The following is an 18527-nucleotide window of genomic DNA, read 5'->3' on the forward strand; positions in this document are numbered from 1 at the left end:
CGAACAGGGAGACAGAAACAATGCGCAGCCTACCGTCCTTCCTCCTCGCCGCCGCCCTGCTGGCGCCGCTGCCCGCCGCCGCGGCGACGCCGGCCGATGCGCTGGTGGTGGCCAAGAACATCGACGACATCGTCAGCCTGGACCCCGCCCAGGCCTACGAATTCACCTCCGGCGAGATCGTCACCAACACCTATGACCGGCTGGTGCAGTACGAGGCCGAGGACATGCAGACGCTGGTCGGCGGGCTGGCCGAGAGCTGGAGGGTGTCCGACGACGGCAAGACCCTGGCCTTCAAGCTGCGGCCGGGCGTGACCTTCCAGAGCGGCAACCCGGTGCGGCCGGAGGATGTGGCGTTCTCGCTCGCCCGCGTGGTCAGGCTGAACAAGGCGCCGGCCTTCCTGCTGACCCAGCTGGGCTGGACGCCGGAGAATGTCGAGCAGATGGTGCGCAAGACCGGCGATGCCGAGGTCACCGTCACCACCACCGGCAGCTTCGCCCCCAGCTTCATCCTCAACGTCCTGGCGTCCCGCCCCGGCTCGATCGTCGACGAGAAGACGGTGACGGAGCACGCCAAGGACGGCGATCTGGGCAATGCCTGGCTGGGCCAGAACTCGGCCGGCACCGGGCCGTTCGCGCTGCGCGCCTACAAGCCGACCGAGTCGATCATGCTGCGCGCCAACCCGGCCTATTTCCGCGGCGCCCCGGCGATGAAGTCGGTGATCTACCGCCATGTCGCCGAGCCGGCGACCCAGCGCCTGCTGCTGGAGGCCGGCGACGCCGACCTGGCGCGCGACCTGACGCCGGACCAGGTGGCGGCGCTGGAGGGCAAGGACGGCATCGCCATCGGCACCTACCCGCAGGCCGCGGTGCATTTCTTCAGCCTGAACCAGAAGGTCGAGGCGCTGCAGAACCCGAAGGTCTGGGAGGCGGTGCGCTATCTGGTCGATTATGACGGCATGACCAAGAGCTTTCTGCGCGGCCAGATGAAGATCCACCAGGCCTTCTGGCCCGAGGGCTTCCCCGGCGCGCTGAACGACACGCCGTTCAAGCTCGACGTCGCCAAGGCCAAGGCCCTCCTGGCCGAGGCCGGCGTCAAGGACGGGCTGACGATCAGGATGGACGTGATCTCCAGCCCGCCCTTCACCGAGATCGCGCAGTCGCTGCAGGCGACCTTCGCCCAGGCCGGCATCACGCTGGAGCTGGTGCCCGGCACCGGCAGCCAGGTCATCACCAAGTACCGCGCCCGCAACCACGAGGCGGTGCTGCTGTACTGGGGCCCGGACTTCATGGACCCGCATTCCAACGCCGGCGCCTTCGCCTACAATGTCGACAATGCCGACGGGTCGCCGCAGAGCACCACCACCTGGCGCAACAGCTGGCTGGTGCCGGAGCTGAGCGCCGAGACCGAGGCGGCGCTGAAGGAGCGCGACGCCACCAGGCGCGACGCGATGTATGTCGACCTGCAGCGCAAGGTCCAGGCCTCGTCGCCGATCGTGATCATGTTCCAGGCGGTCAGCCAGGTGGCGATGGCGAAGTCCGTGCAGGGCTACGTCAACGGCGCCACCAGCGACCAGATCTACTACCGGCTGGTGACCAAGAAGTGAGCAGCACCATCGAGACCGAACGCCTGGTCCTCCGCCCGCACCGGGCGGAGGATTTCGACGACCTCGCGGCGATGTGGGCGGATCCGGGGGTGACCCGCTTCATCGGCGGACGCCCCTCGACTCCCGAGGAAAGCTGGGCCCGTCTGCTGCGCTATGGCGGGCTTTGGTCGCTGCTCGGCTTCGGCTATTGGGCGGTGCGCGACCGCGCCACCGGCCGCTTCGTCGGCGAGGTCGGCTTCGCCGATTTCCGCCGCGGCCTGGGGCCGGATTTCGACGGCGCGCCGGAAGGCGGCTGGATCCTGGCGCCCTGGGCCCAGGGCCGCGGCCTGGCCGGCGAGGCGGTCCGCGCCGCCCTGGCCTGGGCCGACGCCCGCGGCTGGGCCCGCAGCGTCTGCATCATCGACCCGGACAACGCCCCGTCGCTGCGCCTGGCCGGCGCCTGCGGCTATCGCGAGATCGGCCGCATCACCTACAAGGACCATCCGGTCGTCCTGCTGGAGCGGCCTATGCCGGGCCAACGGATGAGTTAGACTTGGGACCCTGGCTGGAGGCCAAAATGCCATCGAGCTTCACCGTCAAGCACGCGGCCGGCTACGAGCAGCTCATGGGGCGCTGGAGCCGGAAGCTCGCGCCCCTTCTCATCGAATTCGCCGGTCTGGAGGATGGCGAGCGGGTTCTCGACGTCGGCTGCGGGACGGGCAGCCTGACCTTTGCGCTTCCGCGGGTGGCGGCGGTGCAGGAGGTCATCGGGATCGACTACTCGCCCGTCTTCGTCGAGGAGGCGGCACGGCGCAACAAGGATCCACGCATCAGCATCCGGCAGGCGGACGCCTGTGCGCTTCCTTTCCCGGACGGCAGCTTCGACCGTGCGTTGTCGCTTCTGGTTCTGCACTTCGTGCCCGACGCGGCGAAGGCGGTCTCGGAAATGCGCCGCGTGGTCCGCCCGGGCGGTGTCGTGGCCGCAGCGGTCTGGGACCATCTCGGAGGGTTGCAGTCGATGCGGATGACATGGGACACGCTCGCCGCGCGGAGCAGTGCCGCCCGCGAGGCACGCAGCCGATATTTCTTCCAGCCGATGATGCGGCCCGGTGAAATGAGGCAATGCTTCATCGGGCAGGGCCTGCTGGACGTGCAGGAGACGTCGCTGACGATCCGCATGGATTATCGGTCGTTCGACGACTACTGGGAGCCGATCGCCGCGGGCGAAGGCCCCCTGGGCAAGTTTGTCTCTGCGCTGAGCCAGGCCGACCGCGCCGAGGCCGATGCCGCCGTCAGGGCCGCCTATGAGGGCGGCCAGCCCGACGGCCCCCGGTCCTTCGCCGCGGTCGCGTGGGCCTGCCGCGGCGTCTGCCCGACCTCCTGAGAGGCGATCGGCTGCGACCGCCCCCTCGCCGATCAGAACCGGTAGGTCAGGTTCAGCCGCACGCTGCGGCCCGGCTCGGTGTAATAGCGCAGCGGCTGGGTCGGGTCGTCCGGCACGTTCAGCGCGTCGTAGTATTTCCGGTCGAACAGGTTGAACACGCCGGCCTGGATGCGCACGCCGTTCAGCCGCTCCGGCTCCCACCAGCCGGTCACGTCGACGATGGCGTAGCCCGGCGCCTTGAACTGCGTGTCCTCCTCGACCTTGTCGCGCTTGGTCGCCATGGTCACCGAGGCGTCGGCGCCCCAGCTGGCCGCGTCGTAGCCGAGGCCGAGGATGGCGCGCAGCGGCGGCACCGAGTTCAGATAGACGTCCGCCCCCTCGTCACGGCCGACGGCCCAGGCCAGCGACGCCCAGCTGCGCCAGCCGTCGCCGAAGCGCCAATGCGCCGCGGCCTCGATGCCGTAGATCCGCACCCGGGCCCGGTTCTCATAGGCGCTGACGCCGAGCGGATAGGTGCCGGACGGCACCCCGACGCTTTCGGGGTCGACGTCGACCGCGTCGATGAAGTTGCGGTACCAGTTGTCGAACCAGGTGATCGAGCCGCCGAGGTCGTCGTCGCCGAGCCGCGCCCCGATCTCGTAGCCGCTGCTGGTTTCCGGCTTCAGGTCCGGGTTGCCGAGCCGCAGATAGGTGCCCGCGCCGCCATAGTTCAGGTACAGCTGGTCGGCGGTCGGCGCCTTGAAGCCCTTCGCCCACTGGGCATAGAAGGTCACCTCCTCCAGCGCCTGCCAGGACACCATCACCTTCGGCGACAGCGCGCTGTCGGACGACGATGACGGCAGGTCGCCGGCGTTCGGCCCGACATTCGCATTGTCGCGATAGGCCGCGGTCTCCTGCGGGTTCAGCTCGTACCAGTCGAAGCGCAAGCCCGGGGTGATCTTGACCCGGCCGCCGAACAGCGCGATCTCGTCCTCGGCGTAGAGGCCGACGGTGTTGCCCTGCACCTCCGGCATGTCGGCCTGGTTGCTGTGCAGGAAGTCGCACAGCCGCGGGCCGAAGATCGGCGGCCGCGTCGTCGGCGTCGTCGGGCAGTTGTCGACGCCGCCGGAATGCTGCTCGACCCCGATGTGGTAGTACTCGCCGCCGAGGGTCAGCCGGTTGGACAGGCCGGCCAGATCGATCGATTTCTCGGCCTCGCCGTTCAGGCCCCACAGCGTCTGCTCGATCCGGTTCCGGCGCTCGTAGCGGCCGCTGGGATAGCCGTACTGGAACGGGTCGCCCGGGATGATGCCGGCGCGGGAATCGACGCTGCGCAGCCCGTCATTGCCGTCGAGCCGCTCGGTCTGCAGCCAGTACAGCGTCAGATGCGCCCGGTCGAGCAGCCCGCCCGATTTCGGCGCCGTGTAGTCGTAGTCGATCGAGGCGCGCTTGCGCTCGGTGCGCTCGATGCCGTCGTCATGGCCGATCAGGTAGCTCTCGCCCGGCCCCTGATCGGTCCTGATGTCGAGATTGTCCTGGCGGCGGAAATACTCGCCGGTGAAGCTGAGCCTGTGGCCGCCTTCGAAATGATGCGCCAGCTTCACCAGGACGTTCTGCTGGTCGTAGTCGTCCGGGTTCGGCTTGGTGCGGTCGGCGCCGTATCCGCCGACATCGCCGCGATTGTCGAATTCGTGGCCGATGCGGAAGCCGCCCTGCAGCATGAGATAGGTCTCGCCGCCGATACGGCCGGCGACGGCGGCGCTGCCGCCGACGCTGTCGTCGTCGCCCTGGTACCCGAACTTGGCGATGCCGCCATAGTCGCGGCCGTCGACCAGCAGGTCCTCCGGATCGAAGGTGCGGAGCGCCAGCACGCCGCCGAGAGCGCCCGAGCCGTAGCGGCTGGAATCGGCGCCGCGGATGACCTCGACCTTGGACAGGGAGTCGAAGTCGAAGCTGCGCAGCCCGCCGCGGACGTCGCGGGCGCCGTCGTTCAGATAGGGCAGCCGGATGCCGTCGATCGTGGTCAGCACCCGGTCGCCGTCCAGGCCGCGGATGTTGATGCTGTCATTGGCGCGGTTGAAGTTGATCCCGGCGTCGACGCGGCGGCCGAGGTCGGTCCAGCTGCGCACGAAGCGCTGGTCCAGCTCCTGCCGGTCGGTGGTGTCGGTCCAGGCCGGCTGGTCCTCGGCCGCGGCGCCGGTGACCGGGATCGGCTCCAGCTGCAGTGTCGCCCCGGCCGGCGCCGGCTGGACCGTCCCGGCCGCCGGCTCGGTGTCCGGCCCCGACTGCGCGATGGCGGCCCCGCCGCCCAGACTGAATGCCCCCAGCGCCACACCCAGGCGCAGTGCGCCGCGAACCCTTCCGACCATGCCGATTTCCCCCAACTCCGCGAAAACGAGTCCGGCGGCTGGGGGGCGATCCGACCTGGCGAAACCGGGGTGGCGGCACGGCATCCGGCTGTGCCGATCCCGCGCGACCGGCTGTGAGTTATCCGCGGCGGCGCCGAAACGTCAACAATATTCTGCAAATCATTCTCAATCTCACTTTATTCAGCAGAAATCAGATTCGAAAAGCATCAACGGAACCTTTCAACGCCTTCGGCAAGAGAAATCGTCCACAACATTCTTAAGAAAACCCAGCGAAGCGACATCTCTCTGCAACAAACCTTGGCTACGGTCCGCCGACATTTGAACCAGCGCCATTGCCAACGCCGCAACCCCGGGGGATTCGCGGCGCAGGGTGGCGCTGTCCCTTGTGCATGTCCGGCGATCACTGCCTTGGCGCGACCGGAGCGCCGGGATTCTCTTCGGGGGGCCGAAATGACGTCCGAGAACAGGCGCGATTTCCTGAAGATGGCCGGCGCCTCGGCCGGCGGCGCCGCCATGCTGGCGATGTTCCCGCCGGTGATCCGCCAGGCCCTGGCGATCCCGGCGAACAACGCCACCCGCTCGATCCGGGACGTCGAGCATGTGGTGATCCTGATGCAGGAGAACCGGTCCTTCGACCATTACTTCGGCACCTTCACCGGCGTCCGCGGCTTCGGCGACCGCTTCACCATCCCGCTGCCCGGCGGCCGCTCGGTGTTCCAGCAGTCCAACGGCACCCGGGTGGTGATGCCCTATCACCTGGACCAGCGCCGCGGCAACGCGCAGCGTGTGACCGGCACGCCGCACACATGGGACGACGCGCACGAGGCCTGGGCCGACGGCCGGCTGTCCGAATGGCCGCGCTACAAGCAGAACCAGTCGATGGGCTACTACAAGGAGACCGAGCTGGAGTTCCAGTTCGCGCTCGCCAACGCCTTCACGCTCTGCGACGCCTATCACTGCTCGCTGCACGGCGGCACCAACCCGAACCGGCTGTTCCACTGGACCGGCACCAACGGCCCGACCGGCGCCGGCGTCGCCGCCGTGGTCAATGAATGGACCGATCTCGGCCCGTCCGGCCAGGGCTACGGCTGGACCACCTATCCCGAGCGGCTGCAGGCGGCCGGCGTGTCCTGGAAGGTCTACCAGAACCTGCCGGACAATTTCGGCGACAACCCGCTGGCCGGGTTCAAGCAGTACCGCCGGGCCAACGAGGCGGTCGGCAACCTGCCCAACGGGCTGCCCTTCCTGCCGTGGCGGCCGGCGCAGGACCAGGCCCAGCCCCTCTACAAGGGCGTCGCCAACACCATGCCGCTCAGCGGGCTGCACACGCCGCTGAGCAACCGGCTGGCCGAGTTCCGGGCCGACATCCAGGCCAACCGGCTGCCGCAGGTGTCCTGGGTGGTGGCGCCGGCGACCTATTCCGAGCATCCGGCCCCGTCCAGCCCGGTGCAGGGCGGCTGGTATGTCCAGGAGGCCCTGGCCGCGCTGGTCGCCAACCCGGATCTGTGGAGCCGCACCATCCTGATCGTCAATTTCGACGAGAATGACGGCTTCTTCGACCACGCACCGCCGCCGGCCGCCCCGTCGCGCAACCCGGACGGCAGCTTCGCCGGTGCCTCCACCCTGGCGGATGCGGCGCTGGCGCCGGAATACTTCACCCATCCGAAGCCGCCGGGCAGCACCGACCAGCCGCAGCCCGACGGCCGGGTCTACGGCCCCGGGCCGCGCGTGCCCTGCTACGTCGTCTCGCCCTGGAGCCGCGGCGGCTGGGTCTGCTCCGAGACCTTCGACCACACCTCCGTGCTGCGCTTGCTGGAGGCGCGCTTCGGGGTGCACGAGCCGAACATCGGCGCCCATCGCCGCGCCATCTGCGGCGACCTGACCTCGGCCTTCGACTTCGTCAATCCGAACACCGACCGGCCGCCGGAGCTGCCGAACCGGACCAAGGTCGCCGCCGACCTGATCCGCCTCGGCCAGGCGCTGCTGCCGCAGGTGGCGGTGCCGGGCGAGGCGGCGCAGCAGCCGCCGCAGCAATCGCCCGGCCTGCGCCCCTCCCGCGCCCTGCCCTACGAGCTGGGCGTGGCCGCCGAGGCCGGCAGCGGCCGGGTCCGGCTGCGATTCGCCAACACCGGCACGGCCGGCGCCGTGTTCCATGTCTATGACCGGCTGCATCTCGACCGCGTGCCCCGGCGCTACACGGTCGAGGCCGGCAAGTCGCTGGCCGGCGACTGGGCGACCGATGCCGATTTCGGCCGTTACGACCTGTGGTTGCTGGGCCCGAACGGCTTCCACCGGCACTTCACCGGCAACGTCGCCGCGCTGGGCGCCGGCAAGGCGGCGCCGGAGGTGGCGGTCGCCTACGACAAGGCGGCCGGCGGGCTGGCGGTGCGGCTGACCAACCGCGGCGGCCGGGCCTGCGTCTTCACCGTCGCCGCCAACGCCTATCGCGAGATCGAAGGATCGCCGCGCCATCCGGTCCCGGCCGGCGGCCAGGCGACGCTGCGCCTGCCGCTGCTGGCGCAGGGGCGGTGGTACGACGTCACCGTCCGGATGGAGGGCGACGCCCTGTTCGCCCGCCGCTTCGCCGGACGCATGGAGGACGGCACCCCCAGCGTCTCCGACCCGGCCTTCGGCCAGCCAGGCACAGCCTGACGCGGCCGGCCCCCACGGCCGGTGCGGGAGAGGCCTGCCCGGTCATAAGAATAAAATCTTAAAGCCAGGAGAGTCCTGAGATGACATCCGAAAGCAGGCGCGACTTTCTGAAGATGGCCGGTGCCGCGGCCGGCGGCGCCGCGGCGCTGTCGATGTTCCCGCCGGTGATCCGCGACGCGCTGGCCATCCCGGCGCACAACGCCACCCGCTCGATCAAGGATGTCGAGCATGTGGTGATCCTGATGCAGGAGAACCGGTCCTTCGACAATTACTTCGGGACCTTCCCCGGCGTCCGCGGCTTCGGCGACCGCTTCACCATCCCGCTGCCGAACGGGCGCACCGTGTTCCAGCAGTGGAACGGCAACCGGGTGGTGATGCCGTATCACCTGGATGCGAAGAAGGGCAACGCCCAGCGCGTCAGCGGCACCCCGCACAGCTGGAACGACACGCAGTCGGCCTGGGCGAACGGCCAGATGAACCAGTGGCCGCTGTTCAAGCAGAACCAGTCGATGGGCTACTACATGGAAGCGGAGGTTCCCTTCCAGTTCGCCCTCGCCAACGCCTTCACTCTCTGCGACGCCTATCACTGCTCGCTGAACGGCGGCACCAACCCGAACCGGCTGTATCACTGGACCGGCACCAACGGCGCGACCGGCGCCGGCGTCGCCGCGGTGGTGAACGAGTGGGACGATTTCGGCCCGTCCAGCCTGGGCTACACCTGGACCACCTATCCGGAGCGGCTGCAGAAGGCGGGCGTGACCTGGAAGGTCTACCAGAACATCCCGGAGAATTTCGGCGACAATCCGCTGGTCGGCTTCAAGCAGTATCGCCGCGCCAGCGAGGCGGTCGGCAATGGCCCGACCGGCGCACCCTACGTTTCCTGGACGCCGGCCCAGGACCAGGCGCAGCCGCTGTACAAGGGCGTCGGCAACACCATGCCGAAGAGCGCCCTGACCACCCCGGCCAGCAACCGGCTGGAGGAGTTCCGGGCCGACATCCAGGCGGGCCGCCTGCCGCAGGTGTCCTGGGTGGTGGCGCCGGCGACCTATTCGGAGCATCCCGGCCCGTCCAGCCCGGTGCAGGGCGCCTGGTACATCCAGGAGGTGCTGTCGGCGCTGATCGCCGACCCGGACCTGTGGAGCCGCACCGTCCTGATCGTCAATTTCGACGAGAATGACGGCTTCTTCGACCATGTGCCGTCGCCGGCCGCGCATTCGCTGAACCCCGACGGCAGCCCGGCCGGCGCCTCGACCCTGTCGGACGACAAGCTCGCCTTCGAGCGCTTCAACTACCCGGTGCCGCCCGGCACCACCGGCCAGCCGAAGCCGGACGGCCGCGTCTTCGGCCCCGGACCGCGCGTGCCCTGCACCATCGTCTCGCCCTGGAGCCGCGGCGGCTGGGTCTGCTCCGAGACCTTCGACCACACCTCGGTGCTGCGCTTCCTGGAGCGGCGCTTCGAGGTTCAGGAACCGAACATCCCGCCCTATCGCCGCGCCGTCCTGGGCGACCTGACATCGGCCTTCAACTTCTACAACCCGAACGGCGAGCGGCCGCCGCGCCTGCCGAGCCGGACCAAGGCCGCGGCCGACGCCGTCCGGGCGCAGCAGGAGACGCTGCCGCAGGTGCCGGTGCCGTCGGAGACCACCCAGGCTGCGCCGCGCCAGGCGCGCGGCATCCGCCCGTCCCGCGCCCTGCCTTATGAGCTGGCCGTCGACGCCGAGGCCAACGACAATCGGGTGCGGCTGAGCTTCGCCAACACCGGCGCGGCCGGCGCCGTGTTCCACGTCTATGACCGGCTGCATCTCGACCGGGTGCCGCGGCGCTATTCGGTCGAACCCGGCAAGTCGCTGGACGGCGAATGGACGACCTCCCCCGACTACGGCAAGTACGACCTGTGGGTGCTGGGGCCGAACGGCTTCCACCGTCACTTCACCGGCACCGTCGTCGCCGGCGGCCGCAAGGCCGTGCCGGAGATCGCGGTCAGCTACGACAAGCGCGCCTGCGGCCTGATCGTGCGGCTGGCCAACCGCGGCAGCACCCCCTGCGTGTTCACGCTGAAGGCCAACGCCTACAGCCTGTTCGATCTGCCCTGGCGCCAGCTGGTGCTGCCGCACGGCCAGTCGACCGCCTATCTGCCGCTGCTGCTGTCGGGCCGGTGGTACGACTTCACCGCGCGGGTCGAGGGCGACGCCCTGTTCACCCGCCGCTTCGCCGGGCGCATGGAGGATGGCAACCCGAGCGTGTCCGATCCCGCCATGGGCGAGGCGAACCTGGCCTGATGGATCGTCCCGCGCCGGTCTTCGGGCCGGCGCGGGGGCTTCCCCGTCCGCCGTGTCGTGCTCGGCGGAGCGAACCGACAGGTGAGGCTGGCTGCGCCGACACGGCGTCAGGGAGCAGACCTCTGATCCCTTGAGATTTCTAATGTCGTCCGGAGTGTCGCTCTGCCATGTAGCGACCTGGCGGCGTCCCGAGCGCCTTCCGAAACATGGTCACGAAGCTCGGCACACTTTCGTAGCCCAGGCCGGCAGCGACCTGTTGGATCGAAGCACCGCCCGCCAGCCACTTCACGGCAAGCATGACGCCGAGTTGCTGGCGCCAGCGGCCGAAACTCATGCCTGTTTCCCGGCTGATCATTCGCGCCAAGGTCCGCTCGCTCAGACCCGCCCGCTTCGCCCAGATGTCCAGCGTTCCCCGATCCGCCGGCGATGCCATCATCAGATCGACGATCCTGCGGAGACGGGTGTCGGTCGGCATCGGCAGATGAAGGTCCTCGACCTGCGCCGCCGCGATCTCGTCGAGAAGCACCGCCACCAGACGCGAGTTCGCGCCGCCTTCGTCATAGAGGCCGGGCAGATGCGCGGAGCGAATCAGAAGTTCGCGCAACAGCGGTGTCACCGACACGGCGCAGCAGACCTCCGGCAGACCCCGGCTGACAGCGGGGTCGATGAAGGCGGCGAAGCCTTCGAGCGCACCAGTCACCTTGATGGCGTGGAGCGCCCCGCCGGGTATCCACACGGCGCTGCGGGGCGGCACGATCCACAGCCCACCCTCGACCTCGCAGCTGAGTGCGCCGCGCTGCACGAACAGGACCTGTCCCTTCGCATGCCGATGGGGGGCCAATTCGATTCTGCCAACCTCGGCCATCGCTGCGCCGAAGGTCACGACCGGACGGGGCACCTCGTCGGGATCAATCCAGTCGGGAGTGCCGCTCAGGATGGGCATGGTCCGCCTTCCGGCAGGAGGCCGACATTGGCTGGATTGAATAACACTTTGTCCAGGCTTCGGAATGACGCCAAGGCTTGCTTCCTTTATCCGATCGATACGGACCAGTCGAGACCCCTGCGGCTTCCACGATCGGGAAAGGAATCCTCGTGAATTCGCTGAGCAGCGGGCATCTCGCCCAGATTTTGGGCAAGCTTCACCAGGACGCCGAAGCGGCGGATCGGGACCACATGACCGAAGTCATGGCGGACATCGAGGCCTCCGGCATGACGCTGGAGCGGGTGATCGCGGACCATCTCGCCGAGGAACGGGTGGACTATCGGGCGGTCTATCGCGGCCGCGCCGACAATTTCCTCGCCATCTCGCCGGCATGTGGCCGATTCCTTTACGTGATCGCGCGCGCCTGCAAGGCGACCCGGATCGTCGAGTTCGGCACATCGATGGGGATTCTCGACGATCTATCTCGCCGCCGCGCTCCGGGACAATGGCGGCGGCCGACTCATCGGCACGGAACTCGAGCCCAACAAGGTGGCGCGGGCACGCGCCAACCTCGATACGGCGGGCCTTGCCGATCTGGTGGATATCCGCGAAGGCGACGCGCTCGAGACGCTCCGGGATGTCGGCGGCGACGTGGATCTGCTGCTGATCGACGGCGCATTCACCCTTTACCTTCCGGTGCTCAGGCTGGTCGAACCCCGGTTGAAGCCCGGAGCGGTGATCCTCGGGGAAAATGCTTTCGAGCCGGGCTATCTGGACTATGTCCGCAATCCCGCGAACGGTTACGTTTCGCAACCGCTTCCGATCGACGAAGGTCGTGGCAACGAATTCACCTTGAGGGTCGCATGACCCTCGGGATGGGATCGCCCGAACGCCCGACGAGCAGGGCTCCTGGCCGGCTGAGCAGAGCCTTGGTGCGCATGTTCATGAGACATGTGACCGTCGCCGCATGTGAGACGATTGCCGACCGCTTCAGGCTGATCACGCTGGACGGCCCGGCGCTCGCGGGCGTCGCATGGAAGCCCGGACAGAAAATCCAGATAGCGATGGGCTCGGCGTTCGTGGCGCGAACCTACACGCCGATCGAATGGGACGCGGTTGCCGGCCGCACCCGCATCCTCGGCTACGCGCATGGCGACGGACCGGGAAGCACGTGGGTTCGCGACCTCGAACCGGGCGATGAATGCGACATCTTCGGGCCGCGCCACTCGCTGGATCTGAGCGCCGCGGCAGGTTCGCTCGCGATCCTCGGTGATGAAACCTCGATCGGGCTCGCGCACGCGCTCCTGCACCGAGATCGGGCGGGAGCGGTTGTGTGCCGCTTCGAGGTCGATGATGCCGAGGCCAGTCGCCGTGCCATGGTGCATCTGGGACTCGATGATGCCGTGCTGTTCGGCAGGACGGAGGGCGACGCGCACCTTGAGGATATGGAAGCGACGCTCCCTGCGCTTGTCGCCGCCGGCGCCACCTTCGTGCTGACCGGGAAAGCCTCCACCATTCAGCAGCTCCGGCAGGGGCTGAAACACCAGGCTGTTCCCGCCACGCGCATCGTCGCCAAGGCCTATTGGGCACCCGGCAAAGCCGGCCTCGATTGAGCGTGGAACAGGCGAGGCCGCGCGAGGCGCCTGCCCGTCACCACTCGAACACGTCGGTGCTCACCCGCTTGCCGACCAGCATGGCGTCGGCGACCAGGCGCAAGGGCGCGCCGTCGACGTCGCTGCGGCGGGCGTCGAGCAGCGTTGCAAAGTGCTCGTAGATCCGCTCGTACTCCTCGCTCGGCGCCTCGGTCACGACCGTGCCGCCGACCGACAGCGCGCCGCCGCCCCTGAACAGCCGGGCCGGGCGGCCATCCGCCGTCTCGATCGTCATGTGCCACTTCTCGTCGCCCTGCTCGCGCCAGTCGAAATCGGCGGTGAGGGTGGGCGCCGCCGGGTCGGTGCTGCCGAAGACGAGCTGGGCCGCGATCGGCGTCTGCCGGTTGGCCGGATAGGTGAGATCCGCGCTGCGGACGAAGGGGGTGAACGGCAGGATGCGGGTGAAGATCGACAGCGCGTTGATGCCGGGGTCGAACACGCCGAAGCCGCCGGGCGCCCATACCCAGTCCTGGCCCGGATGCCATTTCCGGACATCCTCGCGCCATTCGATCCGGACCGAGCGCACGCCGCCCTCGGCCAGCAGGTCCCGCGCCGCCTCCACCGCCGGGTTGAAGCGCGAATGCCAGGTGGCGAACAGCACCCGGCCCCGGGCTTCGGCCGTGGCCTCGAGGTCGGCCAGCTCGGTCAGCGTCGCCGCCGGCGGCTTCTCCAGCAGCACGTCCTTGCCGGCCAGCAGCGCCTCGCGGGCGAGGCCGTGGCGCACCTCCGGCGGGGTGTTGACCGCGACGATGCCGATGTCGGGCCGGGCGGCGTAGAGCTCGGCCGGGGTGCGGTAGCTGGGCACGCCGCCATGGCTGAGGCCGCGCGTGCTGACCACGGCCGCGAGCTCGAAGGCGCCGCTCTTGTCGATCACCGGCAGGTGCTGGTCCTGGGTGATCTTGCCGAGGCCGATGACGGCGATCTTGTGCGTGGCCAAAAGTTCTCTCCTCGTCTCAGCGCGTCTTCTCGCCGCCCGCCGCGACGATCACGGCGATGATGATCAGGCCGGTCAGCACCAGCCGCAACCCGGTTCCGGTGCCGAGCGCGTTCAGCATCGTCACCAGCAGGAACAGGAACAGCGAAGCCCCCCACAGCCCGGGCAGGTTGGCCCGGCCGCCGGCGACGCTGGTGCCGCCGATCACCACCACGGCGATCGAGTTCAAGAGGTAGTCCTTGCCCATGTCGAGCGAGGCGCCGCCGAAATACCCGGCCATCAGCGCCCCGGCCAGGCCGGCGAAGCCGCCGGACAGGGCGTAGGTCAGGAAACGGGTGCGCTCGACCTTCACCCCGGCCAGATGGGCGGCGCGCGGATTCTGCCCGACCGCCAGCACCGACCGGCCGTAGATCGTGCGCTGCAGTACCACCGCCATGACCGCGGCCAGGGCGAAGCCGGCCACCGCCATCACCGGCACGCCGGCCACCTGCCAGGTGGTGAAGGCGGCGAAGCCCTCGGGCGGGGAGATGCGCAGGCCGCGGCCATAGGCGATGGCGACCGACTGGAACACCAGGCTGGAGGACAGGGTGGCGATGATCGGCGGCATGGCGAAGCCGCGGATCAGGGCCCAGTTGGCGATGCCGACCGCCAGGCCGGCAGCCAGCGCCGCGGCCAGGCCCGGCAGGATCATGCCGTCCTGCCCGGCCATCACGATCATGGCGACCGAGCCGGACAGGGCGATGTTGGACGGGATCGACAGGTCGATGTTGCCCGGCCCCATCGCGATCACGAACATCTGGCCGATGGCGACGACGACGAAGAACACGCCGAAGCTGAGCGCGGCGGTCAGCACCTGCCCCGCGCCCTCGCCCGCGGCGATGGCGACCACCGCCAGCCACAGCAGCGCGGCGCCGACCCAGGACCACAGCCAGGGCCGGTCGGACGTCCAGGCCGAAACTCGGGTCATCGCGGCCGCCTCCGGCTGGTCAGGGCCCTGAGGGCCAGGACGATGATCAGGATCGCGCCCTGGGCGCCGATCTGCCAGTCGGGCGAGATCCGCATGAAGGTCAGCAGCGATCCGGCGAGGGTCAGCACCAGCGCGCCGACCACCGCCCCGACCGGCGACACCCGGCCGCCCACGAAGTCGCAGCCGCCGAGGATGGCGCCGGCGATCGACAGCAGGGTGTAGCGCTGGGCGATGTTGCTGTCGCCCGAGGTGGAGAGGCCGAGCAGCGACAGCCCGGCCAGCAGGCCGAACACCCCGGCCAGGGCGTAGAGCCCGACCCGGATCCACAGCAGCGACCAGCCGGCCCGGGTGATCGCCTTGGGGTTGCCGCCGGCGCCGCGCAGCACCGCGCCGAGGGCCGAGCGCATCAGGAACAGGTGCACCAGCGCGGCCAGCGCGATCGCGACCAGGATCGGCAGTGGCACGAAGGGCGGCTTCCAGCTCATCGCCGCGCGCAGCCAGGCCGGGCTGGCGCCGCCGGGCGAGGGCAGCACCAGGATGGCGAGGCCGAGCCAGACGAAGCTCATGCCCAGCGTCACCACCAGCGACGGCACGTTGCGCCAATGGATCAGCGCGCCGGCCGCGGCATAGGCCAGGACGCCGCCGGCGAGCACGGCGATGCCGAGCAAAGGCTCATTGACAAGCCAGGTGGCGGCGACGCAGGTGACGAAGCCGACATAGGCGCCGATGCCGAGGTCGAGGTCGTTGACCGTCAGCATGCACATCTGCGCCAGGGTGGCGAACATGATCGGGATGGCCAGGCCGAGCATCAGGTTCAGCCCGAGATAGCTCATCGTCCTCGGGTTGATCAGGAAGATCGGCACCAGGATCGCGACCAGCGACAGGAACGGCAGCAGCGCCCGCCAGGTCGAGGCGCGCGTCAGCGGCGCGGACCAGCGGGCACGCGGGCGGGGCAAGGCGAGATCGGTCATGAGGCGCGGCGCTCTTCTTCCGCGAAGGAGGCCTGGAGGACGGCGGATTCGGTCAGCTGCGACCGGCTGAGATCGGCGACGATGCGGTTGTTGCGGAACACATAGACATGGTCGCAGTGCTCCAGCTCCTCCATCTCCGTCGTGTACCAGAGGAAACAGCGGCCCTGCTGCGCCTGGGCCCGCACGAGCCCGTAGACCTCGTGCTTGGTGCCGACATCGACGCCGCGCATCGGATCGTCCATCAGCACGGTGTCGGCGTCGCAGCCCAGCGCACGGGCGAACAGCGCCTTCTGCTGGTTGCCGCCGGAGAGGGTGAGGATGCCGCCGGACAAATCGGAGGCGCGGATGCCGATCCGCTCCTTCCACTCCCGGCCCAGCGCGGCCTCGGCGGCGGGCGAGATCAGGCCGAAGCGGCGCAGCGCCGTCAGCGAGCGGATGGTGATGTTGCGCTCGATCGACCACAGCGGGAACACGCCCTCGGTCTGGCGGTCGCCGGCGACGAAGGCGACGCGGCCGCGCACCTCCATGCCGCGACGCAGGCCGAAGCGGGACCCGGTGGCGGCGTCGTAGACCCGCTGCAGCAGGCGGCTCTGGCCGTGCCCGGCCAAGCCGGCGAGGCCGATGATCTCGCCCTCGCGCGCCACCAGCTCCAGCCCTGTTCCCGGCGCTGCCGGCACGCGCACCCGGACCGGCGCCGACCGGTCCGCTTCCGCCCGCGCCTCGGCGGCGGCGGAGGCGGCATGGCCCATGGCGGCGACCAGGCCGGGCTTGTCGATCTCACCCGCCGCCCAGGTGCCGACCACCCGGCCGTCGCGCATCACCACGATGCGGCCGGCGGTGGACAGGATCTCGCCCAGGATGTGGGTGATCAGGATCACCGACAGGCCTTCGGCCACCCGCCGGCGCACATAGTCCAGCAGTTGCCCGGCGGCGACGGCATCGAGCGAGGAGGTCGGCTCGTCCAGGATGACGAGGTGCAGCGGCGCATCCGTCACGCTGAAGGCGCGGGCGATCTCGACCATCTGGCGCCGGCCGATCGACAGGTCCGCCACCTCGGCCTCCGGCGCGATGCCGTGGCCGGGAAAGATGCGGTCGAGCGTGCCGATGATCAGATCGCCGGCGCGGCGGCGCCACCCCGGGCCGGTCAGGCCGGGATGGGTGATCCGGGCGTTCTCCGCCACCGTCAGGTTGGGGCAGAGCGACAGCTCCTGGAACACGCAGCGGATACCGAGCGCCTGGGCCGGGCCGATGGCGTAGCGGCCGGTGCGGTCCTCGCCCAGCACGGTCAGCCGCCCCTCGTCCGGCGCCAGGGTGCCGGCCAGGACGTTCATCAGCGTCGACTTGCCGGCGCCGTTGTGCCCGGCCAGGCCGAGGCACTCGCCAGGCGCGACCGCGAGGTCGACCCCGCCCAGCGCCCGGACCGCCCCGAAGCTCTTGGCCACCCCGGCGAAGTTGACGATCGGTACAGAATTCATGTCCGGATGCTCAGGATCAGGATTCCCGTATCGACCGACTTCGGGTCGTAGGTTGGGTTCGCGAAAGCGAACCCAACATCCCGTCCGAGCCGTCGCCAGGGGCCTTGTTGGGTTCGCTTGCAGCGAACCCAACCTACGAGGTTCTCGAGAAGAGAGGCCATATGCTCTGACCTGCGCTTACCCCTCGGTCGGGGTCGCCGGCAGGTCCTTGCCGCCGACGATGGCGTCGATCAGCTTGACCGTCCAGTCCTGCGGGTAGGTGGCGTTGGTGACGCCGCCCTCGGGCGTGTGGGCCAGCCAGTAGTCGAGCTTCGCCTGCTCCACCACCACGGTCGGCAGCCGCAGGTCCTTCGGCACGTCCTTGCCGGCCAGGATCTGCTGCGCCACCCAGAAGGCGACCTGGGCCGAACCGGGGGCGATCGACAGGCTCATCGTCTCATAGCCGCTCGCCGTCTGCTCCTTCCACCACTTCAGCTCCTCGTAGCGGTTGCCCATGATGATCAGGGGCACCTTGCGCCCGGCGGCCTGGAAGGCCTGGGCAGCGCCGTAGCCGTCGCCGCCCTGGGTCACGACCGCGTCGATCTGCGGCAGGGTCGGCAGGATGCCGGCGACCTCGCGCTGGGCCACGGTCTGGGTCCAGTCGCCATGCACCGAGCCGGCGATCGAGAAGCCGGAATGGGCCTTCACACCGGCCTCGATGCCCTTGTGGATCTCGTCGTCGACGAAGACCCCGGCCAGGCCGCGGATCTCCAAGAGCTTGCCGCCCTGCATCCGGCCGGAGAGATAGTCCATCTGCGCCTTGCCCATGCCCTCGAAATCGATGGCGATGCGCCAGGCGCAGGGCTCGGTGACGATGCCGTCGAAGGAGACGACGACGATGCCGGCGTCGCAGGCTTCCTTCACCGCGCCGTTGACCGCGGTCGGCGAGGCCGCGTCGATCACGATCGCGTCGTAGCCCTGCAGGATCATGTTCTGGATCTGCGCCGCCTGGTCGGTCGGCGAGTTGTCGGCGGTGGTGAAGGCCGGGGCCTCGGCCACCAGCTTCTTGTCGACCGCGGCTTTGGCGACCTCGTCCCAGCTCTTCAGCATCGCCTGGCGCCAGGAATTGCCGGCGTAGTTGTTGCTGAGTGCGATCTTCTTGCCCGAGGTGTCGCCGGTGGCGACGCCGTCCGCCGCATGAGCCGGCACCGCGGCGACGCCGCACAGGAGCGCCGCCAGCGCCCAGTTTCTCACACCACGCATGGACCAGATCCTCCCGAAATATTCTGTCCGGACTCGCGTCCGGCGGCGGCACTATGGGATTGATCAGACAAATTGACAAGCACTCGACCAATAGAACAAATGTGCAACCTGGGATGCC

Annotated in this window: 14 protein-coding genes; 7 read left to right on the forward strand and 7 right to left on the reverse strand. The window is 69.4% G+C overall.

All coding sequences use genetic code 11. From position 1 onward, the window contains the following. The first annotated feature begins 20 nt into the window (after positions 1 to 20). Genes ACFW16_RS03570 through ACFW16_RS03580 form a run of 3 tightly spaced genes read left to right on the forward strand, consistent with a single transcriptional unit; the run spans position 21 to position 2967 of the window. Complete coding sequence (locus ACFW16_RS03570) at positions 21 to 1604, forward strand: ABC transporter substrate-binding protein (RefSeq protein ID WP_380301935.1); 1584 nt, start codon at positions 21 to 23, stop codon at positions 1602 to 1604. Further along, positions 1601 to 2134 (forward strand): GNAT family N-acetyltransferase, encoded by a 534-nt coding sequence (locus ACFW16_RS03575; protein WP_380301937.1) that lies wholly within the window; start codon positions 1601 to 1603, stop codon positions 2132 to 2134. Before ACFW16_RS03570 ends, ACFW16_RS03575 begins: the two co-directional genes overlap by 4 nt. A 26-nt stretch (positions 2135 to 2160) precedes the next feature. Next, positions 2161 to 2967 (forward strand): class I SAM-dependent methyltransferase, encoded by an 807-nt coding sequence (locus ACFW16_RS03580; protein WP_380301939.1) that lies wholly within the window; start codon positions 2161 to 2163, stop codon positions 2965 to 2967. A 32-nt stretch (positions 2968 to 2999) separates the two neighbouring features. On the opposite strand, the gene ACFW16_RS03585 is transcribed toward ACFW16_RS03580, so the two are convergent. After that, positions 3000 to 5315 (reverse strand): TonB-dependent hemoglobin/transferrin/lactoferrin family receptor, encoded by a 2316-nt coding sequence (locus ACFW16_RS03585; protein WP_380301941.1) that lies wholly within the window; start codon positions 5313 to 5315, stop codon positions 3000 to 3002. A gap of 450 nt (positions 5316 to 5765) precedes the next feature. Between ACFW16_RS03585 and ACFW16_RS03590 the strand changes: the two genes are divergently transcribed. Further along, positions 5766 to 7967 (forward strand): phosphocholine-specific phospholipase C, encoded by a 2202-nt coding sequence (locus ACFW16_RS03590; protein ID WP_380301943.1) that lies wholly within the window; start codon positions 5766 to 5768, stop codon positions 7965 to 7967. Positions 7968 to 8047: 80 nt separating this feature from the next. Further along, the gene (locus tag ACFW16_RS03595; protein ID WP_380301945.1) at positions 8048 to 10246 is read left to right on the forward strand and encodes a phosphocholine-specific phospholipase C; all 2199 of its coding nucleotides are present in this window, start codon (positions 8048 to 8050) and stop codon (positions 10244 to 10246) included. Between the two features lie 139 nt (positions 10247 to 10385). Here ACFW16_RS03595 and ACFW16_RS03600 read toward each other — a convergent pair whose 3' ends face one another. Further along, complete coding sequence (locus ACFW16_RS03600; RefSeq protein WP_380301947.1) at positions 10386 to 11189, reverse strand: AraC family transcriptional regulator; 804 nt, start codon at positions 11187 to 11189, stop codon at positions 10386 to 10388. 501 nt (positions 11190 to 11690) lie between these two features. Between ACFW16_RS03600 and ACFW16_RS03605 the strand changes: the two genes are divergently transcribed. Continuing rightward, the gene (locus ACFW16_RS03605) at positions 11691 to 12035 is read left to right on the forward strand and encodes an O-methyltransferase (RefSeq protein WP_380302031.1); all 345 of its coding nucleotides are present in this window, start codon (positions 11691 to 11693) and stop codon (positions 12033 to 12035) included. A 71-nt stretch (positions 12036 to 12106) separates the two neighbouring features. Beyond that, a complete protein-coding gene (locus ACFW16_RS03610) occupies positions 12107 to 12781 on the forward strand; it encodes a siderophore-interacting protein (RefSeq protein WP_380302033.1) in 675 nt (224 codons plus the stop codon). Between the two features lie 37 nt (positions 12782 to 12818). On the opposite strand, the gene ACFW16_RS03615 is transcribed toward ACFW16_RS03610, so the two are convergent. The 5 genes from ACFW16_RS03615 to ACFW16_RS03635 form a co-directional block, all read right to left on the reverse strand. Continuing rightward, positions 12819 to 13757 carry a Gfo/Idh/MocA family protein gene (locus tag ACFW16_RS03615; protein WP_380301949.1) on the reverse strand — a complete coding sequence of 313 codons (939 nt, stop codon included), beginning with the start codon at positions 13755 to 13757 and terminating at the stop codon, positions 12819 to 12821. A gap of 16 nt (positions 13758 to 13773) precedes the next feature. Next, entirely contained in the window at positions 13774 to 14721 is a 948-nt protein-coding gene (locus tag ACFW16_RS03620; RefSeq protein WP_380301951.1) for an ABC transporter permease, read from the reverse strand. Next, complete coding sequence (locus tag ACFW16_RS03625; protein WP_380301953.1) at positions 14718 to 15692, reverse strand: ABC transporter permease; 975 nt, start codon at positions 15690 to 15692, stop codon at positions 14718 to 14720. The genes ACFW16_RS03620 and ACFW16_RS03625 overlap by 4 nt, the downstream gene beginning before the upstream one ends. Next, positions 15689 to 17167, reverse strand: coding sequence for a sugar ABC transporter ATP-binding protein (locus tag ACFW16_RS03630; RefSeq protein ID WP_380301954.1), 1479 nt, complete (start codon positions 17165 to 17167; stop codon positions 15689 to 15691). The genes ACFW16_RS03625 and ACFW16_RS03630 overlap by 4 nt, the downstream gene beginning before the upstream one ends. A gap of 177 nt (positions 17168 to 17344) precedes the next feature. Next, entirely contained in the window at positions 17345 to 18409 is a 1065-nt protein-coding gene (locus tag ACFW16_RS03635) for an ABC transporter substrate-binding protein (RefSeq protein ID WP_380301956.1), read from the reverse strand. Between the last annotated feature and the right edge of the window lie 118 nt (positions 18410 to 18527).

The organism is Inquilinus sp. NPDC058860 (assembly GCF_042743185.1).
In the GTDB taxonomy this organism is placed as follows: Bacteria; Pseudomonadota; Alphaproteobacteria; order DSM-16000; family Inquilinaceae; genus Inquilinus.